19 protein-coding genes are annotated in these 26,228 nt (G+C 70.5%); 7 read left to right on the forward strand and 12 right to left on the reverse strand.

Features of this window, described 5'->3' with window-relative positions; translation table 11 throughout:
• Window positions 1-40: 40 nt before the first annotated feature.
• The 9 genes from HUA74_RS15605 to HUA74_RS15645 are packed head-to-tail and all read right to left on the reverse strand — an operon-like array spanning window position 41 to window position 10,539.
• Window positions 41-1,087 (reverse strand): AAA family ATPase, encoded by a 1,047-nt coding sequence (locus HUA74_RS15605; protein WP_141643774.1) that lies wholly within the window; start codon window positions 1,085-1,087, stop codon window positions 41-43.
• The gene (locus HUA74_RS15610; protein ID WP_174455151.1) at window positions 1,084-4,356 is read right to left on the reverse strand and encodes a hypothetical protein; all 3,273 of its coding nucleotides are present in this window, start codon (window positions 4,354-4,356) and stop codon (window positions 1,084-1,086) included. Before HUA74_RS15610 ends, HUA74_RS15605 begins: the two co-directional genes overlap by 4 nt.
• Window positions 4,356-4,622 (reverse strand): hypothetical protein, encoded by a 267-nt coding sequence (locus tag HUA74_RS15615; RefSeq protein WP_174455152.1) that lies wholly within the window; start codon window positions 4,620-4,622, stop codon window positions 4,356-4,358. Before HUA74_RS15615 ends, HUA74_RS15610 begins: the two co-directional genes overlap by 1 nt.
• Window positions 4,615-6,732 (reverse strand): AAA family ATPase, encoded by a 2,118-nt coding sequence (locus tag HUA74_RS15620; RefSeq protein ID WP_174455153.1) that lies wholly within the window; start codon window positions 6,730-6,732, stop codon window positions 4,615-4,617. Before HUA74_RS15620 ends, HUA74_RS15615 begins: the two co-directional genes overlap by 8 nt.
• Window positions 6,729-7,295 carry a hypothetical protein gene (locus HUA74_RS15625; protein ID WP_141643778.1) on the reverse strand — a complete coding sequence of 189 codons (567 nt, stop codon included), beginning with the start codon at window positions 7,293-7,295 and terminating at the stop codon, window positions 6,729-6,731. Before HUA74_RS15625 ends, HUA74_RS15620 begins: the two co-directional genes overlap by 4 nt.
• Entirely contained in the window at window positions 7,292-8,377 is a 1,086-nt protein-coding gene (locus HUA74_RS15630; protein WP_174455154.1) for a hypothetical protein, read from the reverse strand. Before HUA74_RS15630 ends, HUA74_RS15625 begins: the two co-directional genes overlap by 4 nt.
• Window positions 8,374-8,982, reverse strand: a complete 609-nt coding sequence (locus tag HUA74_RS15635; RefSeq protein ID WP_174455155.1) for a 4Fe-4S single cluster domain-containing protein — start codon at window positions 8,980-8,982, stop codon at window positions 8,374-8,376. Before HUA74_RS15635 ends, HUA74_RS15630 begins: the two co-directional genes overlap by 4 nt.
• A gap of 42 nt (window positions 8,983-9,024) precedes the next feature.
• Window positions 9,025-9,819 carry a DUF4126 domain-containing protein gene (locus HUA74_RS15640; protein WP_174455156.1) on the reverse strand — a complete coding sequence of 265 codons (795 nt, stop codon included), beginning with the start codon at window positions 9,817-9,819 and terminating at the stop codon, window positions 9,025-9,027.
• A gap of 3 nt (window positions 9,820-9,822) precedes the next feature.
• Window positions 9,823-10,539, reverse strand: a complete 717-nt coding sequence (locus HUA74_RS15645) for a hypothetical protein (protein ID WP_174455157.1) — start codon at window positions 10,537-10,539, stop codon at window positions 9,823-9,825.
• A gap of 109 nt (window positions 10,540-10,648) precedes the next feature.
• Here HUA74_RS15645 and HUA74_RS15650 point away from each other — a divergent pair, with 109 nt between their 5' ends.
• Together HUA74_RS15650 and HUA74_RS15655 are read left to right on the forward strand one after the other, a co-directional pair.
• Window positions 10,649-11,239: a GNAT family N-acetyltransferase gene (locus HUA74_RS15650; protein WP_174455158.1), complete on the forward strand. Its 591-nt coding sequence runs from the start codon at window positions 10,649-10,651 to the stop codon at window positions 11,237-11,239.
• Between the two features lie 128 nt (window positions 11,240-11,367).
• A complete protein-coding gene (locus HUA74_RS15655; RefSeq protein WP_174455159.1) occupies window positions 11,368-13,155 on the forward strand; it encodes a sigma 54-interacting transcriptional regulator in 1,788 nt (595 codons plus the stop codon).
• Window positions 13,156-13,167: 12 nt separating this feature from the next.
• Here HUA74_RS15655 and HUA74_RS15660 read toward each other — a convergent pair whose 3' ends face one another.
• Window positions 13,168-14,571: a hypothetical protein gene (locus HUA74_RS15660; protein ID WP_174455160.1), complete on the reverse strand. Its 1,404-nt coding sequence runs from the start codon at window positions 14,569-14,571 to the stop codon at window positions 13,168-13,170.
• A gap of 480 nt (window positions 14,572-15,051) precedes the next feature.
• Here HUA74_RS15660 and HUA74_RS15665 point away from each other — a divergent pair, with 480 nt between their 5' ends.
• A complete protein-coding gene (locus tag HUA74_RS15665) occupies window positions 15,052-15,870 on the forward strand; it encodes a ThiF family adenylyltransferase (protein WP_174455161.1) in 819 nt (272 codons plus the stop codon).
• 30 nt (window positions 15,871-15,900) lie between these two features.
• Here HUA74_RS15665 and HUA74_RS15670 read toward each other — a convergent pair whose 3' ends face one another.
• Both HUA74_RS15670 and HUA74_RS15675 read right to left on the reverse strand, forming a co-directional pair.
• Window positions 15,901-16,347 (reverse strand): DofA protein, encoded by a 447-nt coding sequence (locus tag HUA74_RS15670; RefSeq protein WP_141643786.1) that lies wholly within the window; start codon window positions 16,345-16,347, stop codon window positions 15,901-15,903.
• 265 nt (window positions 16,348-16,612) lie between these two features.
• The gene (locus HUA74_RS15675) at window positions 16,613-18,997 is read right to left on the reverse strand and encodes a penicillin acylase family protein (RefSeq protein ID WP_371745570.1); all 2,385 of its coding nucleotides are present in this window, start codon (window positions 18,995-18,997) and stop codon (window positions 16,613-16,615) included.
• 292 nt (window positions 18,998-19,289) lie between these two features.
• Between HUA74_RS15675 and pssA the strand changes: the two genes are divergently transcribed.
• From pssA to HUA74_RS15695, 4 genes are all read left to right on the forward strand, one after another.
• Window positions 19,290-19,934, forward strand: a complete 645-nt coding sequence (gene pssA, locus HUA74_RS15680) for a CDP-diacylglycerol--serine O-phosphatidyltransferase (protein WP_141643788.1) — start codon at window positions 19,290-19,292, stop codon at window positions 19,932-19,934.
• Between the two features lie 158 nt (window positions 19,935-20,092).
• On the forward strand, window positions 20,093-23,047 hold the full coding sequence (locus tag HUA74_RS15685) for a choice-of-anchor D domain-containing protein (protein ID WP_174455163.1): 2,955 nt from the start codon (window positions 20,093-20,095) through the stop codon (window positions 23,045-23,047).
• A 182-nt stretch (window positions 23,048-23,229) separates the two neighbouring features.
• Window positions 23,230-23,574 carry a hypothetical protein gene (locus HUA74_RS15690; RefSeq protein ID WP_217440163.1) on the forward strand — a complete coding sequence of 115 codons (345 nt, stop codon included), beginning with the start codon at window positions 23,230-23,232 and terminating at the stop codon, window positions 23,572-23,574.
• A gap of 139 nt (window positions 23,575-23,713) precedes the next feature.
• Window positions 23,714-26,215, forward strand: coding sequence for a serine/threonine-protein kinase (locus HUA74_RS15695; protein WP_174455164.1), 2,502 nt, complete (start codon window positions 23,714-23,716; stop codon window positions 26,213-26,215).
• The last annotated feature ends 13 nt before the right edge of the window (window positions 26,216-26,228 follow it).

The raw sequence follows: 26,228 nt of genomic DNA on the forward strand, positions 1-26,228 counted from the left end.
CGCATGGCTCCAGGTCCTCGTGACGTTCAGCGGACGCGCATCACGTCAGGCCGAGCAGTCGAGGCACCTTCTCTTCGAGCAGGTCGATCTCCTCCCGCGTCTCTCCCAGGTAGGAGAGGAGCTGGAGGTCCTGCCGCTCCACCGCGCCGCCGTGGAAGATCCACGCGCGCGTGCGCAGCAGCCGGTAGAGCTTCACCAGCTTGCGGTCGCTGATGAACACGCCGTCCTCGCGCGTCAGCGTCTGCACCACGCGGCGGAACTCGCGCAGCAGCTCGTCGCGGAAGAACAGGTCACGGTCCTTCAGCTCTCTCCCGTCCGGCCCCATCTCCTTGCGCCCCATCATCAGCGTCAGGTAGCGGTGCGCCTTCAGGAGGTCTTCCAACGTCGCGTGTCCTTCCGCCCACGGCTTCTGGTTCAGCTCGCGGTGTGTCTGGGACTCCAGGCCGGAGTCGAGCAGCTCCAGGAAGTAGCGGTCCTGCACCGGGCGACACGCGGCCTTCAGGCAGAAGCGGTCCTTGAGCGCGCCCAGCTCCGCGTGCTCGGGCAGTTCGTTCGTCGCCGCGAAGAGCACCTTGAGCTTCACCGGCTGCGGCGCGCCGTCCTGGTAGAACTTGCGCTCGTTGATGACCGTCAGCAGCGCGTTGAGGATGGCCGAGCTCGCCTTGAACACCTCGTCCAGGAACACCAGCTTCGCGGTGGGCAGCTTGCCGCCCTCGCGCCGGATGTAGCGGCCCTGGCGCAGGAGGTTGATGTCGATGGGGCCCAGGACTTCGGACGGCTCGGTGAAGCGCGTCAGCAGGTATTCGAAGTAGTCCTCGTTGGGGATGCGCAGCGCTTCGCGGAACTTGAGGACCAGGTCCGACTTCGCCGTGCCCGGGGGGCCCACCAGGAGCAGCGGCTCCTGCGCCACCGCCGCCACGGTCATCAGGTCCACCAGCGTCTGCTTGCCCACGAAGTGTCGCCCCAGTCCCTGTCGGAACCGGTTGAGCCGCTCGCGCAGCCCCTGCGCCTCGCGTGACAGCGCGTCGAACGTCAGCGCGGAGATGGGGTCGGCGACGGGCTCCTCCCGTCGGGGAACACTGCTCATGTACGGTCCTCCAACTCCTGATGGATGCGTCGCCGCACCAAGAACTCATCCTCGTCCAACCAGCTTCGTGCCCGCTCGCTCGCGCCCTGCGCCACTTCCACATGACCCAGCACCAGCGCGTCCGCCAGCTCCACCACGGACAGACAGAAGTGGCTGTTGGTATTGAAGCTGTCCGTCACCGTGGCGAGCCCCTCCGACAGTCTCGCCAGTCCCGGCAGCGCGACGTTCGTCGGCGTATGCGCCAGTGCTCCCGCCAGACTTCGCGTCAGGGACATCCGCTCAGGGGGGGAGCCCTTCGCGGCGGCCAGCGCATCGAATGCCATGTTGAACACCGGCAGCGCTTCGTCCACATGCCCGAGCATCGCCATTCCCGACGCGACACCCAGTCGCGCCGCCACGGGCGCCTTGGCCCGGGTGAGCAGACCTCGCGTCGCCGCCACCATCTCGCCCGTCTCGCGAGACAGGCCGACGCGACGCAGGCCGCGCAGGCTGGCCTCCAGGATGCCCGCGCCCCACGCGGGGGACTCCGGCGCAAGTCCGGCCAACACCAGCCGCAGCCGCCCCGCCAGTGACGTCGCGCGGTCCGCCCGGCCGAACAGCGCCGCCAGGGTAAGCGCGTCACCCAGGAGTTGGGCCTGGGACTCTCCCGGGAGCCCCTCCATCGCTGAGACGAGTTCATCCAGCAGCGGCAGCGCCCGCGCAGGGGCCAGCCGAGGCAACGTCTCCAGCAAGCCGCCGATGAGGCGCAGTCGCTCGGGTGCGGGCAGGCGGGCTCCCGTGGCGCGCCTCACCAACTGGACCACCTCGTGTGTCACCGTGGCCGCGTCGCGGATGTCTCGCAGCGCCGCGAACTCCTCGCCTCGCAGGTCGCGTGTCCCGCGTCCGAAGGCCCGGGCGGGGTCCAACCGTTCGCTGGGCTCCAACAGCGCGGAGGCCTGTCGCAGTCGGTCCACCTTGTAGCGCTGGAAGGTGGCCAGCGCGTTGAGATCCGCGGAGATGTCCGTGGGCAGCGGAGTCTCCAGCGGCTCGCCCTCCAGCGCTTGCGCCACGCGTGCGCCATAGGCCCGCGACAGGAACCCATGGATGGGCTCCTTCGTGTCGAGCGCCGCCGTGGCCGAGGCCACCAGCGCCCGCGCGCGGTCCGCCTGTCCCAGCCTCGCGAGGCCACAGGCGAAGACGAGGCGGACATAGGCCTGGGTCAATTCGGCGGGCGCCTCCACGGAGGAGCGCCGACGCGCGGTGCGCTCGAAGCGGTCCAGCAGCGCGTCCAGTTGTGCCGCGAGCCGAGGCAGGGCCGACGCATCCGTGCCGCCCCGCAGGAAGCGCGGGACATCGCGCGAGAGGGAGAGCCCCCGCTGGAGCATCTCCAGCAGTCGGTCCCCCGTCCTCGCGAGGCTCAGCGGGTCGCCCCCCGCGAGCGTGTCCAGCGCGGCGCGCGAGAGCCACAACGTGCGCACGTCGAGCGCGGTGTCGTGGCGGTCCAACCAGCGCTGCAGCGCGGGCATATCCCCCGGTGGCGTCCGTGGAGACGTCAGCGCACCCAGGACGAGCCCGCTGGCGAAGCTGCGCACGTCGTCCTCGGAGGGCGTGGCGCGGGTCAGTAGTTCGGCCCGCGAGGCACCCGCGCGGGACTCCGCCTCCGCCCAGCGCACGGCCAGCTCCGTGGCATCCGCGCCCGAGGCGTTCCAGAGCGCGCGCGTCCAGCACAGCGCCGCATCGCGCCCTCGGCCGAGCTGACCATTCAGCTCCGCCATGTGAACCCAGAGCGCCTGTCGCTCGGGGGCATCGGCGGGAACCTCCAGTTCGAGGAAGGACTTCTCCGCGACCGCGAGGGCTTCCTCGGCGGCACCGAGCTGCGCGGGTGTGAGTGGCTCCAGGAGGGTCCCCGCGCCTCGGGACGACGAGCGCTTCGTCGTCGCTGGCTGCGCCGGCTCAACGGGCTCCGGCACGGGCGCCTGCCCTCGTCGCGTGCGGCGGGTGCTTCGTGTCGACGTGTTCGGGTCCTCGCTCTCCCCGTTGGGAGCGGGGCCCGCCGCACCGGGCATCCACTCGCCGTCCGCGGCTTCGATGGCGCCGAAATCGAACGTGGCCCCCTTCACCCACGGCTCCAGGGCCGCGGCGGCGGTGTCCACCACGTAGTCCACCCAGGACTCGAGTGGCTGGAAGGCCTGCTCGGGGATTCGCTCCGCGCGGAAGCCGCCGGCGCCCGTGGGGTGCAACCAGGTGACGGTGTCCGGTACGGGCGCGAGGAGCGCGCGCAGCCGGTCTCTGCGCACGGGCGGCTCCAGCAGGCCGTCACACGGCAGGTAGAGGTCCGCGAGCTGGGGTAGCGGCGAATAGGCCATGGCGGACAGGCCCAGCTCCGGTGGCCGCTCGCGGCCATGCCGTGCTCGCAGGATGATGCACGGCGCGTCGGCGGGCCCGGTCACCGCGAAGCGAAGCTGCGCGAGCAGGGCTTCCGGCAACGTGTGGACCAGTGACTCCACTTGCGCCACGGCGTTCTCGCGCAGCACCCAGAGACTCGCGGCCTCCGTGCGCGCGGCCCGGGTGAGCCTCATGTGGACGGAGAGCCGTCCCGGCGCGGCCGAGGGCGTCCAGTCCTCCGCGGGCTCGGGGAGCCGCAGGTCCGTGAGCTGATACAGGTCCGTCCACGGCCCGTCCGGCGCCGTCAGCCACGGGCCTTCGCCGGGAATGAGCAGCACGGTGCCAGGCGCGGGCAGGAGCGTGCGCGCGAGCGGATGCACGTGGCCCAGCTCCACCCAGACGGAAGTCTGCCCAGGCACCGCGGGCACGAAGGCTCGCAGGCCCCCCGCGCGGTCCATCGCGCCGGTGAGCGTGAAGTAGGGCGGGGCGGAGGCGCGAAGCAGGGCGCGCTGGCCCTTCTTCTCCTCGGCGAAGCAGACCTCCTGGCGGTCACAGCCCAGGCGCAGCAGCTCGCCCGCGAGCGACAACAGCCCGTCGCCATCCACGGGCAGGAACAACACCGCGCCCAGGGGCGCGCTCTCGACGGGGACCCGACGCGGGGCCAGCAGCTCCGCCCAGCACAGCACGGAGTCCTCCGCGCGAGGTGCCTTCGCGTCGGCCTTGATGCCGAAAGTCGCCAGCTCCGCGAGCACGGCCTTCGACAAGGGCGCCTGGGACGTGACGTGGAGCACACCCTCGGCGGACCGACGGTAGCGGGCCGGCGTGGCCTGGACTTCGGGAGGAACGAGGCGGGAGGTCAGCGCGAGGTGGAGCGCTTCCTCGGTGGGAAACACGAGCGTGGACATCAGGCCTTCTGGCTCACCTTCTCGGCGGTGCTCTCGGACGTTGACTCGGGCTGGGCGGCCTGGCCGGAGGGAGTGTCTCGCTGGACGATGATGCGGCCCACCTCAGAGGCCTTGAGCGCGCCCCCGGCGATGAGCTGATCCACGAGGCGACGGTGCTCCTCCTCGTGCTCCATGGGAAGCGCGTCGGAGTCGCTCTCGTACTGGATGACGATGTCCTTGCGACCCGTCTGGGGATTCACCAGGAGACGGAGGATGAGACTAGCCATGGGCCGGCTCCTTCTGCGACGCCAGCATGGGCGCCAGGTGGACGAATGCCTCGCGGTCCAGCACCTTGCGCTCGAGCAACAAGTCCCGAAGCGCGACGAGGCGGGGCTTCTCCCGGTGGAGGATGTCGCGGGCCCGGGCGCGCTGCACCTCCAGCACCTCCTGCACCGCGGCCTCCAGCGTGCCGCGCGTCGCATCGGAGAGCGCATGCCGTTCCGCGTCCCGTCCCGGGGCGTCGAACCGGCGCACGGGGATTCCGTCGCCACCCATGCCGAGCATCTCCACCAGCTCGCGGGCAATCTCGGTGGCGCGCTCCAGGTCATGGGCGCTGCCGATGGACAGGTCCTCCAGGAGCAACGCCTCCGCCTCGCGTCCGCCAAAGAGCATGCAGATGCTGTCCAGCAACTGGCTGCGCGTGACGACGTAGCGATGCGCGGGGTCCGCGTACTGCACGAAGCCGAGCATGCCGGCCAGGTCTCCGCGAATGCTGATGCGGTCGATGGCGGGAGCGCTGGGACAGAACAGCGCGCACACGGCGTGGCCGGCCTCGTGGGTGGCCACGACCTTCTCCTCGGCGGACGTGAGCTCCGGCCGGTCCAGGAAGTCCGTGAGGGCCTTCTCCACGTCCACCGGCTCGGTGGGTGTCTGCGTTGCATCCCTCAGCCGACGCCGGGCCAGGGCCCGACACAGCGCCTGGATGTGGTCACCGGAGAAGCGCGTGCCCGTGCCCTCGACGCGGTCTCCGGTGCGCTTCACCGCGTAGTCGAGCGCCCGCTCCGTCATGCCCAGGGCCAGCTTCTTGTCGTAGATGGACAGGATGGCCCGGCGGTCCGTGCTGTTGGGGTAGGGGATGCAGAGCTGGAACTCGAAGCGGCCCGGACGCAGCAGCGCGGGGTCCAGCGACTCCACGAAGTTGGTGGTGCCCACCACGAAGACGAGCTCCTCCTTGCGGAAGCCGTCCATCTCCGTGAGGAGCTGGTTCACCATGGAGTGCTCCACGCCGGAGCCCGTGTACGTGCCGCGCGCCGCCGCGAAGGAGTCCAGCTCGTCGAAGATGATGATGCTGGGCGCGGCCTGACGTGCGCGGACGAAGATCTGCCGGAGGTTCTCCTCGCTCTCGCCCACCCAGCGGCTCTTCAGCTCCGGGCCGCTCACCACCAGCACCGCGGCGCCCAGCGACGAGGCCATCGCCTTGGCGAAGAGCGTCTTGCCGGTGCCCGGCGGGCCCCAGAAAATCATCCCCCGGGGCAGCAGGCCCTCCACGCGCTTCACCGCCTCCGGGTCAGACAGCGTCTCCTTGTGCGCGAGCACGTCGAGAATCTCTCGCTGGAGGCGCTCCTTCACCTTCGCGTAGCCGCCAATCTCCGTGTGCAGGTCAATCTCCGGCACATTGAGCGAGCCGCTCAGCGTGGCCGAGCGGAGCTGCGCGAAGGCGGGCCTTGCGTCGCTGGGATAGTCCTCGCCGGTGATGGCCCCGAGCAGCCGCCGCAGTCGTACGGCATTCACGCCGGACACGTGTTTGTAGAGCGAGTAGGGCTGGAGGCCCCGGCCGAACTTGCGACACTCGCGCTGAGTGACGAGGTAGCGCAGCCGCTCGCGACTGACGCCGAGGATGCTCTCCTTGTGGGGGAACAGGTTCTCGATGACCCGTGGCAGCGGGAACGACGGGTCCTTGAATCCCACCCAGAGCATCTCCGGGTTTTCATACAGCAGCGGAATCACCTCGCGCGCCTCGGACGTGAGGCCGCCGCTGCTGGTGGTGAGCAGGTCGAGATGGGGCAGCACGACGATGCGCTCGCGCACCGCGCCTCGCACCGCGTCGCGCAGTTGGCCGATGAGCGTGGCCATCATGCTGGGCGCGGGCATTCCGGGCGGTGGCTCCGTGGCGGCGCGGCCATCCAGGTAGAGGAACTGCTTGCCGTCCTTCTTCAACCTGTCCCGCAGGCACTTGTAGAAGTACGGCGTCAGCTCCTTGTCCGCCTCCACCATCACCGGGAGGCCTCGCAGCAGCGCCTCGCACAGGCGGCCCAGCTCGGCGGGATACGCGGCCTCCACCGCGGCGAAGGGTGTCAGCTCCGTGGGGAGGGACTCCTCGGGGATGCGCTGACTCATACGCGAACCTTGATGGTGAGCGAGCCCGTGGCCGCGTCCTCGTGAATCTCCTCCACCGTGCCCAGCTGCGACGCGCGCACCTTGAGGGCCTCGCCCGTCACCTTGTTGGCGATGGAGTCCAGCTCCGACTTGAGGTCCCGGAGCCGTCCTTCGAGCCGCCGGGTGATGTCCTCGCGCAGCGACTCGGTGGCGTCCTGGGTCTGGTCCTCCAGCTTCGCCCGCGCCTTCTCACGCGCGAGCTTCTTCGTCGCCTCGGATCCGTCCGGGGTGTGGGAGAGGACCTCGCCCGTCGCCCTCAGCTCCACCGACGCTTCGTCCGACAACGTGACGCTCACCTCGCCGGTGGTGACGTCCACGGCTACGCGTACGCCGTCGGCCTCGACGCGCACCGCCACGTCGCCCTCTTGCGTGAAGCCCCGGTTCGCCAGCTCCGAGGCAAGCAGGCCCGCCGTCTCCTCGCGAGACAGCAAGGGCAACAGCTCCAGCTTGGAGCACACGCCGTCCTCGGCCTGGACGATGCGGTTGAGGGATTCGGAGACGGAGATTCGATAGGCGCGGCTCATGGGGCGCTCTCGGAGGAAGGGAGGGGAAGGGTATCCGGAATCGTTTCGACGGGAGCCGCCAGGTCCGTGGTCAGCTCACGCTCCCGGTCCGAGGCGAGGCGGAAGCCGGGCTCACCGAAGGACGCCCAGGCGGAGAGCAGCAACTGCGCGCCCTCGTAGCCGTCGTCGAAGAAGCGCACCGCGCGGTGCTCGGCATCCCAGCGCGCCATCCGTCCGAGTGCGCGCAGGCTCGCTCCCGCCGCCCGGCGTGCCTGGGCCTTCACGCTCAGCGATGCGCGAGGCGACAGGTTGGACACCCATCGCGACGCGGGCTGGCCGACCAGGGGCCGCAGCGCCTCCAGCACGAAGCCCGCCAAATCTCTGCGGCCCGCGCGGTCCACCGCGTCGAGAAACCCGTCCAGCACCTGCTCCTGCGCGGTGCCCAGGTCGACCAGTTGCTTGGGCTCGATGAGCCGCGCTTTGCTCTCTTCCAGTCGGCGCCAGCGAAGGGCGAGCTCGTCCTGGAGCGCCTCCAGCAGCCAGCCTCCCTCCGCGAGCAGCGGCGCGAAGCCTTCCGCGTCCACGCGTCCGAGCGAGGCGCCGAACAGGTCCGGAAACCCGAGCCGACAGAGGATGGAGCGCTGGAACTGGGGCTGCAGGGCGATCGACAGAGCGCAGGGTGTGCCCGCCACCAGTCGACAGCACAGGTAGAGGAACAGCTCGTCGGCGAGCGTCGGAGGCGCGTCCACATCCAGGGGCCTGTGGCCGAAAATCGCGAGCGGCTGTTCCACGAGCCAGCGCAGGGTGTGGAAGCAGAGGACGGAGAAGCGCAGCGCGGGAGGACCGTGTCGTTCCCACAGGCGCGAGGGGCCTGACTCGGAGGACAGGTGACGTCGCTGGCGTGCCCCACCGCAGCGGGCCAGCGCGAGGACGGTGCCCTTGGCCAACGTGTCACGCAGCGAGCGCAGGGCGCCGGGACTCAGGCGCGCGGGCGTGGTGTGGCGCGCACGAAGCAGGTCCTCGACGGGCGCGTACTGCCCCAGGCCCATGATGGCGCGCGCGAGCGTGAGCAGCGAGTGCTCGGAAGGCGAGACGCGGGTCATGGACGGAGGCGGTCCGCGAGGTCTGGCCAGCCGTTGATGATGAGCCGGCCTTCGACGAGGTGCAGCTCCGCCGTGTTGGGCGCGGTGAACGTCGGGTCTTCCGGCGAATAGCGCGGGGTGAGGAAGTGCATGACCTGGTTGCTGGAGCCAATCCACCGCCGGCGCGTCTCCGGCTGGTCCTTCTCGTAGCGCCCATCCACCAGCAGGTCCAGGCTGGCGAGCAACCGCTCGACGTCCGGGTTCGTCTGGGCCTTCAGCTCCGCGAGCGTGTAGCCGCTGAAGACCATGGTGCTGAGGCCGCCCGCGCGCAGCCGCTCACAGAGGTCCGCGGCGGGGCCGGGCTGCGCGAAGGGCTCGCCCCCGAGCAGCGAGAAGCCCTCGATGCCGGGCGTCGCGAGCACCCGGGCCGCGAGCGACTCCACCGTCACGACGGTGCCACGCTCCATCGCGAACATCTCCGGGTTGCAGCACCCGGGGCAGCGCAGCGGACACCCCTGGATCCAGAGTGCGAAGCGGCGCCCCGGGCCCTCCGCCTCGGTGCGGGGAACCTGCTGTGCGACCCGGAGCACCGGGCCAGGAGAAGACGCGTCCGCGGTCGAAGACATGGGAGCCGTCCGCAGCATGCCAGGAACGGCGGGGACCGCCCATCATCCCAGCCGGGAAGGGGCCTTGCCGCCGTCGCGCTGGATGCCTGGTTCCATGCGCGGAGCGCTGGAGTTCCCGGACCCGAGCGCCCCGCGAAGCGCGTCCCGCATCCGCCCCCCGAGCCGCAGGTCCACGGCCTTGGCCACGGGCACGTCCGCGCGGCACCTGGGGCAGCGCGAGGCCTCCTCGCGAATCTTCGCCCCACACCCGGTGGGACACGCGCGGCGCGAGCGCGCTTCCAGTCGATGGGCGACCAGTCCCGCCGCGCCGCAGGCCAGGGTGAACAGGAGCACGAGCGCCAGCGACAGCGGCGCCCAGAGGATGGCCACCGCCGCCAGCCCCAGGCCGAAGACGTCCTCGGTGCGCAGGAGCCACCGCCGAGGATGCAGCACCTCCGTCTCGAGCTGGTCCACGCGCGTATGCACCCACTGGCGCACCGACAGCGTCGCGACGGCGACGAAGGCGCCCACCGCGCCCACGGCCCAGGGCGGAAGCTGCTCCGTCCCCACGCCCATGGATGCGAGCGCCACCGTGGCGCCGCTGCCCGCGCTCAACGCGAACTGCGCCAGGCCCAGCACCATGCGCAAGTCACTGTCGCGCTGCGTGTACATCTCGAACGCGAGCAGCGCGACGAAGGCCCCGAGCGCTTGCGGCGTCGCGAGCCACCCGAGCTCCGGCGGCAGCGACAGGTATTGGTAGTGCGCGGCGAGCGCGAGCAGCAGCAGGCTGCCTCCCGCGCGCGTTCCCGAGGCTCCACTCAGGCCGATGACCTGGGAGGCGAGGGCGAAGGAGAGCATGGCTCAGCTCCCTCCCATCGGCGCGGCAAGGAAGCCCTGCACGAGCCCCAGTGACTGGAGCACGTACAACACCAGCAGCACCGACGCGGCGGTGAAGGCCAGCAGCATCAACATCCAGCCCACCAGCAGGCCCATCTCCCAGAAGGCGACGGCGACACCGCGCGCCTCGCGCTCGGTCTGCCATGCGAGGTAGCGGCGCGCGAAGAGGCCGGCGAGCGCGACTTCGCCAGCGCTCAGCGCGACCTTGACCAGCGCGCCGAAGCCGGGAATCAGCGTGAGGAGTTCGAGCACGAGGATGGACAGCGCCACGAAGCAGCCGGCCGCGAGGCGCAGCGTCCACCGGGAGACCAGCCGACGCTGGGGCGTGAGCAACTGGAGCGCGGGAGTCACCAGCGTCACGCGCAGCCACACCAGCGCGGCGACCAGCAGCAGGGACGTGAGCAGGGGCACCCAACTGGCGACCAGCGCGGCGAGCGCCACCACCGCGACGGCGATGCCCAGCCGCACCGTGGCTCGCTCGGAGGCGAGTCGGTGGAGGACCTCTCGGTCCGTGGCGCTGGGCAGCGTCTGTTCGTCGCACCGGGGACAGGGGCGACCGCGCAGCGCCGTCCCTCCAGGAATCCGCTCGGCACACCTGCGACAGCGTCCGCTCAACAGCAGCGCGAGCTCATGCTCCTCGCTCCGAGCGCTCCGAGCATTCGCGGTCATCGTCAAAGGCATCGTCCCCCTCATCGAAGTGGCCACATCATGCCCCGAGCGTGCGGGCGAGTCAGGTACCGTCAGGCCCTGCGTCACGGGCGCCCACTCGTCGTTCGCGAAGGACCTTCTCATGCGATTCCAGCCGGTCCAGTTGATGCTACGTGACGGTCGCCCCGGCCTCGTCCGGGAGGCGACGCGAGAGGATGGGCCGGCGCTGTTCGAGCTGGAGCGCGCGATTGTCCAGGCCCGCCAAGGCATCGTGAAGCACCCGGAGGAGCTGCCCGTGGACGCGGCCACCTTCACGGCCCAACGCGATGGCGCGGGGCTGCACCGGCAGGATGGCACCGCGTTCCCCCTGGTCGTGACGGACTCGCACGGAGCGCTGCTGGGGGAAGCCTCCATCCTGCGCCTCTCCTATCGGATGCTGCGTCACGTGGGCGTGCTGGGCATCGGCGTGCATCCTTCGGCCCAGGGGCTGGGTGTGGGCCGGGCCTTGATGGACCACCTGCTCACCTGGGTCCGCGCCCACCGCGACCCGGACGGTGGCGCCGTCACCCGAGTGGAACTCTGCGCTCGGGCCGACAACCCGAGGGCCCTCGCGCTCTATCTCTCCCAGGGCTTCGTCCTCGAGGGCACCCGTCGCGCCTTCCTCCGCCTCGATGACGGCTCCTACGTCGATGATGTCCTCATGGGCCTGTTGCTCCACGTCCCAGGGCCCTGAGTCGACTCAAACCCGCTGGTTTGCCCGTAGACGCATTTCGCCAGGGCCAAGGGGAGTGGACGGTGAAGGATCTTCTGGCGCCGCAATTTCCCAGCAAGGCTTCATTGGTGCAGTAGACTGCGAGGGTCATGACGCGGCCTGTGTCCGCCTACGCCCCTCGAAGCGAACGCAAGCCGTTGTACGTGAAGGTGGTGACGCAGCCCGCCCTTCCGGGGTGCTGGGCCGTCAACATCAGCGAGACGGGCATCGGCCTCATCGCCACGCCGCGAGGGCCCCAGGAGGGGCCGCGCGAGGGCGAGTCCGTGGAGTTGTCATTCTCCCTGCCGGACTCGAACGAGCACATCCGCGCGAGAGGCGACGTGCGCTGGCGGCACGAGTCGGGTGGCGCGGTGACGGCGCTCGGCGTCTTCTTCCACTCCTTCGAGGGCTCCGACGGGGTGAAGCTGGCGCGCTACCTGACGACGGCGCGGCTCCAGGTGGTGGTGGTGTTCGCGAGCGAAGAGGAGGCGCGGGATATCCGCGCGGCGCTGGAGGGGCAGGCCGTGCCGCACTTCGCCGCCAGCGCGGAGGAGGCGCATGCGCTGCTGGCGCGCGGTGACGCGGCGGCGCTGCTCGTCTGTGGCCAGGAGGAGGCGCGGGCCCTGACGCTGGTGGAGGGCCTTGCGACGGTGAGCACGGACGTGGAGCTGTCGGGCGCCGTGCCTCCTTCGGACCTGGCCTCGCGCATCATCTACTGCGCGCCCGCGGCGCCGGAGCGACTGGTGGCGCTGTTCAACGCGGGCCTCGTCTTCCGGGCGCTCGGGGAGTCACCCTCGCGCGAGGCCGTGAGGCAGGCGGTGCTCCAGGCCGGACGCGAGCGCGGCGTGCGCACCGAGCAGTGGCGGATGACGCTGGAGTTGGAGCGCAACCTGCTGCGCGAGCGGGCGCTGTCCCAGGCGCGGCCAGCGGAGCCGGGCGGGCGGGGCGAGGAGGAAGTGGGCCTGCGCAGCGCGGCCATGCAGCGGGTGATGGAGATGGTGCGCCAGGTGGCGCCCCACCGCGTGGCGGTGCTGCTCCAGGGCGAGACGGGCACGGGCAAGGAGGTGCTGGCGCGCATCGTTCACCGCCTCAGTGGCCGGGGAGAGCTGCCGCTGGTGGTGCAGGACTGCGGCGCGCTCACGGAGACGCTGCTGGAGAGCGAGCTGTTCGGCCACGTGAAGGGCGCCTTCACCAACGCGGTGGCGGACCATCCGGGGCTGTTCGTCCTGGCCAACGGCGGCACCATCTTCCTGGACGAAATCGAGAACACGACGCCCAACCTCCAGGCGAAGCTCCTGCGCGTGCTGGAGACGGGCGACGTCCGTCCGGTGGGTGGCACCCAGGTGCGGCACGTGGACGTGCGCGTCCTGGCCGCAAGCAACAAGGACCTGGGAGAGGAGGTTCGCGCCGGACGCTTCCGCTCGGACCTCTTCTATCGCCTCAACAGCTTCACCATCGACATCCCCCCGCTGCGCGAGCGGCCCGAGGACGTGCCGGAGCTGGCGCGCTACTTCCTGCACGTGTTCAACCGGGTCTTGCGCCGCTCGGCCAGCGGCATGTCCCAGGACGTGGAGGACATGCTGCGCTCCTACCCGTGGCCGGGCAACGTGCGCGAACTGCGCAACGTGCTGGAGCGCGCCGTGCTGCTGTCGCGTCCGGGGGAGGTGGTGTCGCGCCGGCTGCTGCCGCCCTCGCTCGTGACGGTGTCCCCGGCGCGCAACGAGCTGACGGGAGATGGCTCGCTGCGCGCGCGGCTTGAGCGGGTGGAGCGCGAGCTCATCCGCGAGGCCCTGGAGCGCCACGGAGGGGTGCTGCGGCGCGCGGCCGTGGCGCTGGGCATGGACCCCGTGACGCTGGGCCGCAGGGCCCGGCGCCACGGTCTCTGGAAGTCGGACTGAGTCCGGCTGTCGCTAGTGGGCGCGCACCCACTGGAGGATGGGCTGCCACACGCGCTGCGGAGCGGTGTCCGCGAGGAACAGGTCCGCGTGCCCGAAGTCGAGCGCGCGCGCGGCCGTCGGCAGGTCGCGAACGACGAGTGACGAGACGTCCTGGCTGTCGAGCAGCGTCGTGGAGTGAACGCCGTACTCACCCACGCCGCCGCCCGCGCCCACGTAGAGCACCGGCACCGTCACGCGCTGGAGGTGGTCGTCGTAGGGCACGTCCAGGCCACACGTCCACGCGTCCGACTCCACGACTTCGTTGAGGCTCTGGTAGGGCGCCGCGCGCTGGGCGTACTCGTAGAGGTAGGGCTCGGAGGTGTACGTCATGCTGCCCGGCAGGCCCGTCGCGTCGGGGATGCCCGCCATCAGGTGGTAGCCCGGGGTGAGGGCCGGCAGCGGCGCCAGCAGCGCGCCCGTGGCCGCCGCGGAGACGATGGCCGCACGGCGGTTGGTGGGCCGGCCGGTGCCGGGGCCGAAGACGTCATCCGGCAGCAGCGGGGAGGGCGCGTCCGGGGCCGTGGCCGCCAACAGTCCGATGTACTGGAGGGTGATGCCGGGCGCGGGGCCCAGGAGGCCACCCTCCGTGACGCCCGCGTCGCGCCGGACCTTCAGCGCCGTGTGACGCTCACACGCCCATGCCTGCTGCTGCGCGAACTGGGGCGCGTGGCGCACCGCCATGTCCACGGGGATGAAGCCGTCCACCTGTCGCAGCAGCCGGGGCAGCCGCGCCTCCGAGTTGAGATAGGCGAAGGCGACCATCGCGCCCCGGCTCCACGCGAGCAGGTGCATCGAACCCACGTTGCCGCCCGCGAGCCGCAGCGTCCGCGCCAGCAGCAGGCCCGTGCCCACGTCCTTCGCGTGCGTGCCCAGGTTCCACCCCGCCATGAAGCCGAAGTCCTGCGTCCCCGCGGGCACCCCGACCCAGCGCATGTCGATGCCCCACACGTCCACGTTCTCCTGGGCCAGATAGGCCGCGATGGAGTGGTTCGCCGGCACATGCGCGGACCCCACGCTGGAGAGGAAGGCCGCGTCGAAACCCCACGCATCGCCATGCACCAGGAACACCGCCCGGTTCGCCCTGGCGGGCACCCACGGCGCGCGCTCCTTCACCACACGGTGCACGGTGACGGTGTCATGCGCTCCGGGACCCACCTGGAGCTCGAACCGGTAGTGCGCGACGTCGCCGAACACCGGCTCGCGCGAAGCCCACCGGGTGGAGGCGCCGCTGGCGACGCCTTCCAGCGAGGAGACCCCGGAGACCAGCGCCTCCGTCGCGCTGTCGCGTAAGTCTTCTGGGGTTGAGGGCGTCTCGGAAATTCCACAACCCAGCGACAGGAATGTCAGACAAACAGAAAGGCTGAACCACGAACGCATAGAAACCTCGAGTCGAAGAAGAAGGGTTCGGGGGACGCTGCGTGTTGACGGGTCGAAGCTCCCCCGTGCCGTGTCACCCGCAGAGCAGAATTCAAGCCAGGCAATGAACACGCGAAAGCCTTGGAGTGCCTTCTATCTCTGGACTTCACGCTTGCTGTCCACTGTGAAGCAACCGTCTGACATGCCCTGGTGGGTGTGGTTCCGGTGACCCGCTTCACGACTGAAGCAGGTGCATCACGGGTGTGGCTTCCGAGGGGCACGCGGCGGTGCGGGCTTGCCGGACCGAATCACGCGATGGAAGACGTCTGGAGTGCCCTGCGGCGGACAACGTCCTTCGGGGAGGGGGAGTGCTGAACACCTGGGTGTTCGCCACCCTCCCGGGTCCGAAAATCGAGGACCACATCCACATCTCCCGGCGGGGCGGAGGACGGCGCGCGCGACGAGCACCTCGGCGCCTCGTGGGGAGAAAGTGGAGGCGTCATGGTGGAGCCCCGTTTCGAGCGCAACCTGGGCGTCATCGGTCCGGAGGTGATGGCGCGGCTGGCCCGCACGCACGTCCTGGTCGCGGGAGTGGGAGGCGCCGGAGGCCAGTGCGCGGTGGACCTGGCGCGGCTGGGGCTGGGGTGCCTGACGCTGGCGGACTTCGACACCTACGAGCGGCACAACATGAACCGCCAGGCGGGCTGCTTCGAGAGCACGCTCGGCCAGTCCAAGGTGGAGGTGGTGGGGCGCATGTGCCTGGACATCCACCCGGAGCTGCGGCTGCGACGCGTGGGGGCGGGCATCACCGAGGCCAACGTGGAGGACGTGCTGTCGGGGGGCGAGGGCCTGCCGCCAGTGGACTACGTGGTGGAGGTCATCGACATCGCGGGCGCGGGGGCGAAGCAGGCGCTGCATCGCGCATGTCGTGAGCGCGGCGTGCCGGCGATGACGGGGCTGATGCTGGGGTTTGGCGCCGCGTTGCATGTCTTCCAACCGGATGCGCCGCTGTACGAGCAGCTCTACATCCTCCCGGATGGCCGCGTGGACCTGCCGGCCATCATTCCCCACCTGGGGAGCTACCTGTCACAGGACGCGATGGACGCGTGCTTCGAGGGCCGAGGCCACGCCCCCACGTGCGTCGTCGGAGCGACGACGGCCGCGGGGATGATGGTGAGCGAGCTGATGCGCGGGGTGATGCTCGGCGCGCGCGCGATGGTGTCGTGGCCGGAGTACCTCTACGTGGACCTGTTCGACCACCACTACGTGCGGGCCGCCGTCAGGCCCACGAAGCTGCCGGCGCGTCAGCCCATGTCGTGAGAATGGCGGGCCGACGCGCCCTCGCCCGTCTCACACCACGCCGCGCTTGCGGGCCTCCTCGATGACCTTCGAGCCGTCCACGCCCAGGCTGTCGGAGAGCAGCGGGGCCACCTGCTCGGCGCGCTGGTGGACGCGCTGGAGCGTCTCGTCGTGGGTGCGCGTGACGATGTTGATGCCGGCGATGATGACGCGCTGGAGGTTGTACTGGAGGTCGTTGCCCTCGACGATGGCGTGAATCTGGGTGAAGAGCGGTCGCGCGTCGGACTGGAAGGCGGAGAGGTTGTTGCGCTGCTCGCTGTTGGGCACCGCGGACCTGGACGACAGGCTCGCCACCAGCACGAGGGGCGGCTTGAGCCGCTCATGCGTTTCGCGCATCTGCTGGAACACCGCTTGGATGTCCTCCCGGTTGGGGGGAGCCTCCCAGCGCAGGAAGAAGACCCTGTCGATGATGGCTGTCTTGTAGACGGGTGTCGTCATGGCGAACCGCCGCTCCTTCGCAGAACCGTTGCCCCCGGGGCCGTTTCACCGCGTGACGCCATGCGGTGCCGGGCGGTCTGCCAGGGCATCCTGGGTTCGCATCGCCGGGGCGGTAGCCTCCCGACAGGGCGGGCATCGCCGGGCGGACAGAGGACTTCCCTTCCGGGGCCCCAAGTGTCCGCGCGAAAGCAAAAAGCCCCCGCCGGAGCAGGGGCTTGGGACTGCTCGGGGCTCCCCTTCGTGAGAGGGGGAGCCCCGGAGGACGTCAGTTGCCGGAGATCTTCTTCTCCTCCACCTTGGTGGCGGCGATGGCCTCCTCGGTGAAGACGATGGGCCGCCACTGCTTGTTGGAGAACAGCTCCGTCTGGTCGGAGAAGTACGGCGAGTTCTTGTCGCTGGACTCGCTGTAGGTCAGCACCGCGCGGCCATTCACGCCCGTGTCGGTGAACTCCATGGCCATGATGAAGCTGCTGCCGTTGTTGATGACGTAGCCGGTGTTCGTGAGGTTGGTGCGGGAGTTGAGCAGCTGCGCGCCGCGCACCGCGCTGAAGTCGGAGTCGGGCGTGGTGGACTTGAGCGTGCCCCACGAGACGACGTTCGCCGTGCCGTCGTAGGAGCCGCCGCCGTGGATGGGGATCTTCTTGCCGTCCACGCGGGTGGTGTACTGCGAGTCACCCAGCGGCGCGTCCACGGGGATGCCGGCGACCTGGAGGCGGTACACCGCCGCGGCCAGGGCGAGCATCGTCGGGTCGGTGCCCGCCGCCGGCTCGGCGGCCAGCGTGTTCGGCGTGGCGATGGGCTGGGCCACGTTGAACGGGTTGGCGAACAGCGTGCCCGTGCCGCCGTTGGACAGGGCGCCCATGCTGAAGTGGCCGCTGAACTCGCGCCACAGGGCCGCGCCCCTGCTGCCCACGTCGTAGCGCAGGTCCCACGCGGCCAACGCCGCGCAGCCCTGGCGGATGTCCACGAGCGTGGTGTTGTACTGCACCGTCGTCTTGCCCGTGCAGCGCGCGACGAGCTGATCCCTCAGCAGCTCCGCCGTCATGCCGCGGTTGCCGAGGATGGCGTTCTCCAGCTCCGCCACGGTGAACTTGTAGTCGGAGCCGGACGCGCCGTTCTCCTCCGTGAGCAGGACGGCGTTCATGCGCGTGCGCGGCGTCTGGCCCACGCCTTCCAGGCCGTGCAGGGGCGAGAAGCCCGTGAGGGGCTGGCTCGGGTTGGCCAGCCAGTAGCTGTCGTTCGCGTTGAAGACGAAGTCGCGGCGGGCCAGCTTCGGAACCCCGCTGAAGGGCACGAGGCCCGGCCCGCGGGCGCCCGCGGCGTCACGCCACTCGTTCTCCGGGTTGCTGCCGTCGAGGAGCACCAGGCCCATGCTCTGCCAGATGGCGGTGGTCGCCGGGTCCAGGCCGCTGGAGGCCGCGCGCCACGTGCCGATGGCCGTGGCCGTGAGGTTGGGGGTGGGCGTCGCGTCCGTGTACCAGACGTTGCCGGCCCGGTCCGCCGCCATGGTGTTGACCCAGGGGATGCCCTGGACGTTGGCGTAGACGTTCTGGAACTCCTCCAGGCTCTTGGCCCGGTTCATTCCGACGAACTGGGTGACGAGCTGGGTGTTGTCCAGGTTGGTGTCGCGGAAGCTGAGCACCGACTGCGTGGTCCACGGGGCGGTGCCGGGGATGACGATGACCGGGCCGTAGTGGCTGCTGTAGAAGCGCTGGGTGATGTTGGTCAGCGAGCCCTCCGGCAGCCGCACCAGGATGGTGATGTCGCGGGCGGTCATGTCCCGCTCCTCGGTGCCGTACTTGTAGCGGGTGGGCTTGCCCGGCACGAGCTGGAGCCCGTAGAGCGTCATGCGCTGGCCCGAGGAGAACGTGTGCGTCCAGGCCACGTTGTCGTTGAAGCCGATGAGCACCGCGGGCACGCCCAGCAGGCCCACGCCGTACACGTTGAGCTGGCCGGGCACGGTGAGCTGGCTCTCCCAGAGCTTCAGCTCGCCTTCCCAGGGGAAGTGCGGGTTGGCCACCACCATGCCGTGGCCGGACGCGGAGCGGTCCGCGCCAATGGCCCAGCCGTTGCTGCCGACCTGGCTGAAGTCCGGACGCTCCACCTTGAAGCTGCCCGGCACCGGACGGCCCTCGGAGCCCGCGCCCGGGATGGGGGGCGAGGCCGCGGCGATGGCGAGGATGAGCTGGTAGGCGCTGCCCGCCAGGCCCACGCTGATGTCATAGGCCAGGAGGTCCACGCCCTGGATGGGCTTGACCCAGGGGGCGTTGGTGCAGGGCGCGGGGAGCTCCGCCGCCGGCGTCTCCGACAGGTACTTGTTGAAGCCCGCCGCGTAGCCGTTGAACATCTCCTGGATGTCCGCCGGCAGGGTGGGGAAGGCCGCCTGGGCCTTCTCCTGGAGCTGGAGGACGCGGTAGCCGAAGTCGCTGCCCGCGTAGGTGTTGCCGGGGCCCGCCCCCAGGTAGCGCGCGCGCTCACCGCGGACCTTGAGGATCTGGTCCGACAGGATGCAGACATGGTCCTTGGCGAACGCGTAGCCCTGTCCGTAGGACAGGCTGCCCATGTCATTGGCGATGATGTGAGGGATTCCGTGCGCCGTGCGCCGGATGGTGGCCTCGTACTTCGGAGGGCCTTCCACGGGTGGCGTCACCGGGCCTCCGTCATCATCCTCACCACATGCGGTGGCGAAGGCGAGACTCAGGCCGGCGAGAAGGGGGAGGTGCCAGCGGGAGCGCCCGGACTTCCAGGTCGCCCCCCGCGAAGAGGACACGGATTGGTTTGGAGGCATGGATGGGCGCGAGCGTAGGAAGGGGCTGATCCACACGTCAAAAGTTTTCTGAGGTTTGACTTTTCCTGGGAGCCTGGAGTCAGACGCACTGCGGCAAGAAACGCAGCAGTGAGGGACGGGCAGTGAGGATTCACTGTGCTAGGAGAACGCGGATATGACGACCGAGCAGCCGCGTGCCCGCCGCCCACGCCGCCACTTCTCGATGATTCGCACCTTCGTGCTCGCCGACTTCGTGACGCTCGGCAACGGCTTCGCGGGCGCGGGGACCATCCTCGCCGCGATGCAGTACCTGGCCACGTGGCGCGTGGGCTTCCTGTGGGTGGCCTTCGCGTTGATGCCGGTGGCGTTGGTGATGGACGTCCTGGACGGGCGCATCGCCCGGTGGCGCTACAAGAAGTCGCCGCTGGGGGCGGACCTGGACTCCCTGGCGGACGTCATCTCCTTCGGCATGGCGCCCGCCGCGCTGGCCTTCGCGGTGGGGATGCGGGGGGCGCTGGACGTGGCGGTGCTCCTGTACTTCGTGGCGTGTGGCATCAGCCGGCTGGCGCGCTTCAACGTCACGTCGGCGGAGCTGGCGGACGCGACGGGGAAGGTGAAGTACTTCGAGGGCACGCCCATCCCCACCAGCCTCGCGCTGGTGATGGTGCTGGCGGCGGCCACGTGGATGGGCCGCATTGGCGACACGCTGCTGGGGGGCGCGTGGGACGTGGGGCCGGTGGTGTTGCATCCGCTGGTGCTGCTGTACGCGGCCAGCGGCAGCGCGATGATCAGCAAGACGCTGCGAATCCCGAAGATTTGAAAGTGAACGGGGCGGGGCCCCCTGACACCGGGATTGTCCTTCGTGGGTGGTTGCCCGCCCATGGGTGGGTGCCTAGTTTCGCCAACTGATCCGCTCCAGCGCCTCGTTTGAGGCTGTGGACGGACCTGGGCGATGGGCGTGGGGAAGGGGTGGAGGCCATGACGGGGCGCTGGGGCATTTGGGCCCTCGCGGTGTTGGGGCTGGTGGCTGCGGGGTGTGCGGATCGCGAACGGTCGTCCCTCGCGGACGGGCGTCTGACGGCGACCCCGGGTGGGATGGACTTCGAGAAGGTCGCCCTCTTCGATGCGCGCGAGACGGAAATCTCGCTGCGCAACGTGGGGCGGGCCCCCGTCGATGTGAACGAGGTCTGGGTGGAGGGTCCTGAAGGGGCCTACCGGGCGGAGTTCACCCATGAGGGACCCCACAGCCTGGCGCCAGGCAGTGCGTGTGCCCTGCGCGTGCGCTTCGCGCCCATGATGGCGGGCGGCCAGGGGGCGATGCTGGTGGTGCGCTCCGACACGCGCATCGAACCGCTGTTGCGCATCCCCCTGACGGGCCTGGGCATCGACGCGTGGGCGCGGGTGTCGCCCCGGGTGCTGGACTTCGGGCGCATCGAGGCGGACTCGACGAAGACGCTGGCGCTGACGTTGGAGAACCCCACGGAGCTGCCGGTGGAGGTGACACCCCGCCTGGTCGGCGCGGACCGCGACGAGTTCGTGGCGGGGCCCATGGTCGTCGCCCCGGGCGGCCGCGCGGAGCTGTCCTTGACGTTCAACCCCGTGCGCGTGGGCCGCAAGCAGGTGGTGCTGGCGGTGACGCCGTGCCGGGGCTGCGCGGACGTGCCGGTGCAACTGACGGCGGAGGCGCTGGAGCAGGCGGTGGTGGCGGAGCCGCCGGTGTTGGACTTCGCGGCGGTGCCGGTGGACCGCGACGCCATCCGCGAGTCGCGCATCCGCAACATCAGCACCGAGCCGATGACGGTGACCTCGCTGACGCTCGACGGGCTGGACGCTTCCTACTCGCAGGCGAACGCGGGCTTCCCGCTGGTGCTCCAGCCGGGCGAGGTGCGCGGCTTCAACATTCGCTACAGCCCCGGCCACATGGGCCCCGCGGAGGACATGGCCCGCTATCACGTGGTGAGCAAGCGGCACCCCACCACGGACGTGAAGCTCAAGGGCTTCGGCGGCGCGGCGGAGCTGTGCGTGTCCCCGGTGACGTACGACTTCGGCAAGCAGCCGCTGGGCTCGAAGACGCGCGTCATCGTCAACGTGAAGAACTGCGGCTCCTCCAACGCGGGCGCGCTCACGCTGGAGACGCTGGCGTGGCAGCCGGACCCTTCCGGCGCGCCCCAGTTCAACCACACCCCGCTGGCCATGCCGTACACGCTGCAGCCGGGGCAGGAGGTCAACATCCCCGTCTTCTACGAGCCCACGCGTCCGGGCTCGTCCGCGGGTGTGCTGGTGATGACGACGAACGCGTACTCGGCGGCGACCGTGGAGCTGGACTTCCAGGGCGAGGCGGAGGAGCACGCGCCCTGCGACCTCACGGTGACGCCGCTCGCGGTGGACTTCGGCACGGTGCCTCCGGGCCGGGGCGCGGTGCTGGGCGTGAAGCTGGAGAACAAGGGCACGGACCTGTGCCCGGTGAAGAACATCCGGCTGCGCGACAATGGCGGCGGCAGCTTCCGCATGCCGGGCGGGGACCTCTTCGGCGTCATCATCTATCCGGGTGACTGGTTCAGCTTCCAGGTGGCCTTCCAGGCACCCCATGCGGGCGGAGACTTCACGGGCATGCTCCAGGTGGAGCAGATGGACCCGGCGAATCCCGTCATCCTCGTGCCGCTGCTGGCCCACTCGCAGGCGACGTGTCTGATGGCGTCGCCCTGGTACGTGGACTGGGGCGTGGCGCGGCGCGACTGTCCTCCCGAGCCGCGCGAGGTGAACTACCTCAACGCGTGCACCATGCCCGTGTCGGTTTCCAACGTGTGGATTGGCCCTGGCACCACGGATGGCGAGTTCACCGTGGGCGGCGTGCCCGCGCCCTTGCCCTTCACGCTGCAGCCGGGCGAGGCCTTCACGGTCGACCTGGACTACGCCGCGCAGGTGTACGGCATGAACCTGTCGCCGCTCTTCGTGAGCTCCAGCGATTTGCCGGCGCCGCTGCTGGTGCCGCTCATCGGCGAGTCCTCCAAGCGCGTGGACAAGACGGACACCTTCACCCAGCAGGACGTGAGCAAGGTGGACGTCCTCTTCGTCGTGGACAACACCGCGTCCATGGTGGAGGAGCACCCGCGTCTGGTGTCCGCCATCCCCTCGTTCGTGGACGCGGCGCTCGCCAAAAAGGTGGACATGCACGTGGCCGTCACCACGACGGGAATCACGGCGGTGTCGGGGACGTGCCCCGGCGGCGCGCAGGGCGGCGAGGCGGGGCGCTTCTTCCCGGTCAACAACGCCCGGCCCCGCATCCTCACCAACGGCATGGCGAACCTGACGGCGCTGCTCCAGCAGAACGTGCAGGTGGGGCAGTGCGCCCAGGTGGAGCAGGGCTTCGAGGCGATGCGCCGCGCGCTGTCTCCGCCGCTGGTGAACACCGCGGATGACCCGCGCACGCCCGTGCCGCAGGACGGCAACCTGGGCTTCCTGCGCGACTCGGCGGCGCTGGTCGTCGTCTTCGTGGGTGACGAGGACGACCACTCGCCGGACGCGGTGGACACCTACGTGCAGTGGGCGCAGCAGCGAAAGGGGCAGAACCAGCCGCAGCGCGCGACGTTCTACGCCATTGCCCCCACGGCGACGGCGTGTGGCACCGCGGGCGGCTCCGGCACGCGCTACGCGGAGGCGACGGCGCGCACCGGCGGCGAGGTGATGAACGTGTGCGCGGCCAACTACGGGCCCCTCCTGGCCGCCGTGGCCAACAAGGCCTTCTCCGCGCAGGACCGCTTCCCGCTCAGCGACGCGCCGGAGCCGGGCAGCGTCACGGTGACGGTGGACGGCGCCCCGGTGACGACGGGCTGGCGCTACGACGCCCCCACCAACAGCGTCATCTTCACCAACGTGCCGGCGCCGGGCGCCAAGGTGGCCATCTCCTACCGTCGCTCCTGCGACGCGGGCTGAAGCGGGGGAGCAGGCTCGATGTGTGAGCCAGTCGAAGGGCCGGTCATCCGGCCCTCGACGTTCATGTCGGTCCCGGGTGCTACAGGTCTGCTTCCGCCTGTGCGGATGACCAGAAAATTGGAGGGCTCCTCACGGTGTGTACCCTGAGGTCGTACCCGCGCCCGCCGAGGAGGCACCCGGTGATGTCCCCAGACTCCGAAAACACGAAGACGACGAGCGCGGGTCGCGCTTCCCCGGCGCGCGCCCCGGGCCTGCGGGTCATCCAGGGTGAGGGCCGCCGACAGCAAGAGCCGCTCGCTTCCCGGGACGCCGTGGCCCGCGCGCTGATGGAGGCCGGCGCGGACATGCTGCTCCGCCGGATTACTCCGGCTCGAGCCCAGGAAATCGAGCGTAAGGTGGACCGGGTCCTGGACCTGTTCGACCGGGTGGACGCGGCGCCGGTGCTGATGCCGGTGCTCAAGCGGCACCTGGACGAGTTGGAGGCGCTGATGCGGGAGTCGCGCGAGGTCCGTGCCGCTCGGAGGTAATCGCGGCGCCGTCGGTTCCGCCGTGCCTACAAGGGTTTGACCCCCCTGTCCTGTGCGCTTACGCTCCGGGCTTCGCCGCGCCCGGATCCCGGAAGGCCACGGGCCGTGGGTTTTCCCCGTGGGGTGCGGTCAGGTCGCCGTGACCATTGAAACGTATGGCAGGTACCAGCTCCTGAAGCGACTCGCCATGGGCGGGATGGCGCAGCTGTATCTCGCGCGCCAGCCAGGTCCGGAGGGCTTCGAGAAGCTGGTGGTGGTGAAGCGAATTCTTCCGCACCTCGCGGAGAACGACGACTTCGTCAAGATGTTCCTGGACGAGGCGCGAATCGCCGCGCGGCTCAATCACGCCAACGTCGTGCAGATTTTCGACCTGGGCGCGCAGGACGACTCGTTCTTCATCGCCATGGAGTACATCCATGGCGAGGACATGCGGCGGGTGTGGAAGCAGTCGGAGGCCGTGGGGCAGCCGATACCCGTGCCGCTGGTGTGCCGCATCCTCATCGAGGCGTGCTCGGGCCTGGACTACGCGCACAAGCGCACGGACCCGACGTCGGGCCGGCCGCTGGACATCGTCCACCGCGACGTGTCCCCGCAGAACATCCTCGTCACGTTCGAAGGCGGCGTGAAGGTGGTGGACTTCGGCATCGCCAAGGCGGCGGACCAGGCCACCGTCACTCGCTCGGGCGTGCTGAAGGGGAAGTATTCGTACATGTCGCCGGAGCAGGCGGCGGGGCAGCGCGTGGATTGTCGCTCGGACATCTTCGCGCTGGGCGTGGTGTTGTACGAGCTGCTCACGAGCACGCGCCTGTTCAAGCGCCCCAGCGACATCCAGACGCTGGCCGCCGTGGCGGAGTGCAAGGTGGCGCCGCCGTCGCAGGTGACGCCGCGCGTGCCGCAAGATCTGGACGCCATCGTCCTCAAGGCGCTCGCGAAGGACCCGGCGGAGCGCTACCAGGAAGCGGTCCACCTGCAGCTGGCGCTGGAGGACTGGCTGACGGAGCGTCGGTTGCCGTCGTCGACGGCCCATGTCGGCGCGTACATGAAGGAGATCTACGCGGAGCGGCTGGCGTCGGAGGCGCGCTCGGGCGAGCTGTTGATGGAGGACTCGGATCCGGCGTCGGGCTCCGGGCGTCAGGACGCGAGCTCGCGGCGTTCGGGGCTGCGGCCCGCGCTGTCTCGCGCCAGTGTGGCGCCGGAAGGGGAGACGGCGGCGCTGCGCCCTCGTGGCACGGGGAGGACGGGGCGCATCGAGCTGGAGTCGCCCAGCTCCCGGATGACCGGGCAGCGCCGCGCGGTGGAGTCCGCCCCCCCGGACAGGACCTCGCGTTCGGGCCTGGGCGCGGTGCCGGCGGTCCATCGGGTGGAAGAGGACGCGCCGACGATGGATGGCCGCGCCGCCGCGCGCGCGACGCTGACGGACGTGAAGGCCGCCACCGAGCCGAAGCCCGTCGAGGGGCGTGCCGCTTCGCGCGTGTCGAACCCGCAGGCGCGGGAGCAGGAGTCGCACGGGGCGGAGGGGCGCGCCGTCACGCGGCCGATGCCCGCCGTCGTGCATCACGTGGAGGAGGACGCGCCGACGCTGGCCATGCCGGAGATGGCGGGACCGCTGCCCAGGCCGTCACGACTGGCGCTGCCGCTGCCTCGGGGCGCCGCGGCCCTGGACGCGCTGGAGGAGCAGGAGGAGGACGCGCCTACGCTGTCGCTGGGGATGTCTCGGCCCGGGCGCAAGAAGGCAGCGGCGGGGCGTCAGGCGGAGACGCCGCCCCCGGCCTCGCGGCTGGGGTGGTGGATTCCCACGGTGGGGTTGGGGCTGGTGGTCCTGGTGCTGCTGTGGGGCTGGTTGAAGCCGGGGCCCGCCGCGCAGGCGCCCGCGCGCGTCGAGTCCGTGCCCACGGGGGCGCGGGTCATGTTCGATGGGCAGGAACTGGCGGAGCGCACGCCGGTGACGCTGCCCGCGATGCCCGAGGGGCGTTATTCGCTCGTGCTGTCACGCGAGGGCTACCAGGAGCTGAGGACGGAGCTGGAGGTCCAGGCCACGGGGCCGGTGCCGCTGGGCGTGCTGCGGCTGGTGCCAGTGGTGCAGCAGGCGCATGTGCCGGAGACGCCGCCCGTGGCCGTGGAGAACGCGCCGCCGGCCCAGGAGCCCGCGGCCGTGGCGAAGGTGCGGCTGCGGGTGGAGGCGCAGCCCGCGCAGGCCGTCGTCATCGTGGATGGGCGGCCGCAGGGCGCGGCGCCGGTGATGCTGGAGGCCGCGCCGGGGGTGGCGCTGGCAGTCCGGGTCGAGGCCGCGAAGCATCAGCCGAGTGAGCGCACGGTGACGGTGGGCTCGGGGCCGGAGCAGGTGGAGCGCTTCACGCTGCATCCGGAGGCTCGGGTGGCGCCTCCCGTGACGCCGCCGCGTCCTCCGAGGCAGGAGTCGCGGGCGGAGACGCGCACGGCCAAGGTCCGCTTCGCGGTGCGGCCGTGGGCGGAGGTGACGTGCGGAGGGAAGAAGCTGGGGGAGACGCCGTTCGAGGCGGTGGAGCTGCGCGTCGGCACCTATGACTGCAAATTCTTCAACCCCGACCTCAAGAAGACGCTCAGTCGACGTATCGAGGTGAAGGCCATCGACCTCAACGTGGTGAGTGTGAAGTTCGAATAGCGCATGTTCCGGA

Source organism: Myxococcus sp. CA051A (assembly GCF_013336705.1).
Taxonomy (GTDB): Bacteria; Myxococcota; Myxococcia; order Myxococcales; family Myxococcaceae; genus Myxococcus; species Myxococcus llanfairpwllgwyngyllgogerychwyrndrobwllllantysiliogogogochensis.

What these genes read in the sequence shown, in the direction of transcription:
- HUA74_RS15645 (WP_174455157.1), bottom strand. Translation starts at nt 10,539, where the DNA reads ATGCCTTTGACGATGACCGCGAATGCTCGGAGCGCTCGGAGCGAGGAG.
- HUA74_RS15655 (WP_174455159.1), top strand. Translation starts at nt 11,368, where the DNA reads ATGACGCGGCCTGTGTCCGCCTACGCCCCTCGAAGCGAACGCAAGCCG.
- HUA74_RS15640 (WP_174455156.1), bottom strand. Translation starts at nt 9,819, where the DNA reads ATGCTCTCCTTCGCCCTCGCCTCCCAGGTCATCGGCCTGAGTGGAGCC.
- HUA74_RS15625 (WP_141643778.1), bottom strand. Translation starts at nt 7,295, where the DNA reads ATGAGCCGCGCCTATCGAATCTCCGTCTCCGAATCCCTCAACCGCATC.
- HUA74_RS15605 (WP_141643774.1), bottom strand. Translation starts at nt 1,087, where the DNA reads ATGAGCAGTGTTCCCCGACGGGAGGAGCCCGTCGCCGACCCCATCTCC.
- HUA74_RS15665 (WP_174455161.1), top strand. Translation starts at nt 15,052, where the DNA reads ATGGTGGAGCCCCGTTTCGAGCGCAACCTGGGCGTCATCGGTCCGGAG.
- HUA74_RS15615 (WP_174455152.1), bottom strand. Translation starts at nt 4,622, where the DNA reads ATGGCTAGTCTCATCCTCCGTCTCCTGGTGAATCCCCAGACGGGTCGC.
- HUA74_RS15660 (WP_174455160.1), bottom strand. Translation starts at nt 14,571, where the DNA reads ATGCGTTCGTGGTTCAGCCTTTCTGTTTGTCTGACATTCCTGTCGCTG.
- HUA74_RS15630 (WP_174455154.1), bottom strand. Translation starts at nt 8,377, where the DNA reads ATGACCCGCGTCTCGCCTTCCGAGCACTCGCTGCTCACGCTCGCGCGC.
- HUA74_RS15685 (WP_174455163.1), top strand. Translation starts at nt 20,093, where the DNA reads ATGACGGGGCGCTGGGGCATTTGGGCCCTCGCGGTGTTGGGGCTGGTG.
- HUA74_RS15690 (WP_217440163.1), top strand. Translation starts at nt 23,230, where the DNA reads ATGTCCCCAGACTCCGAAAACACGAAGACGACGAGCGCGGGTCGCGCT.
- HUA74_RS15620 (WP_174455153.1), bottom strand. Translation starts at nt 6,732, where the DNA reads ATGAGTCAGCGCATCCCCGAGGAGTCCCTCCCCACGGAGCTGACACCC.
- HUA74_RS15670 (WP_141643786.1), bottom strand. Translation starts at nt 16,347, where the DNA reads ATGACGACACCCGTCTACAAGACAGCCATCATCGACAGGGTCTTCTTC.
- HUA74_RS15635 (WP_174455155.1), bottom strand. Translation starts at nt 8,982, where the DNA reads ATGTCTTCGACCGCGGACGCGTCTTCTCCTGGCCCGGTGCTCCGGGTC.
- HUA74_RS15650 (WP_174455158.1), top strand. Translation starts at nt 10,649, where the DNA reads ATGCGATTCCAGCCGGTCCAGTTGATGCTACGTGACGGTCGCCCCGGC.
- pssA (WP_141643788.1), top strand. Translation starts at nt 19,290, where the DNA reads ATGACGACCGAGCAGCCGCGTGCCCGCCGCCCACGCCGCCACTTCTCG.
- HUA74_RS15610 (WP_174455151.1), bottom strand. Translation starts at nt 4,356, where the DNA reads ATGTCCACGCTCGTGTTTCCCACCGAGGAAGCGCTCCACCTCGCGCTG.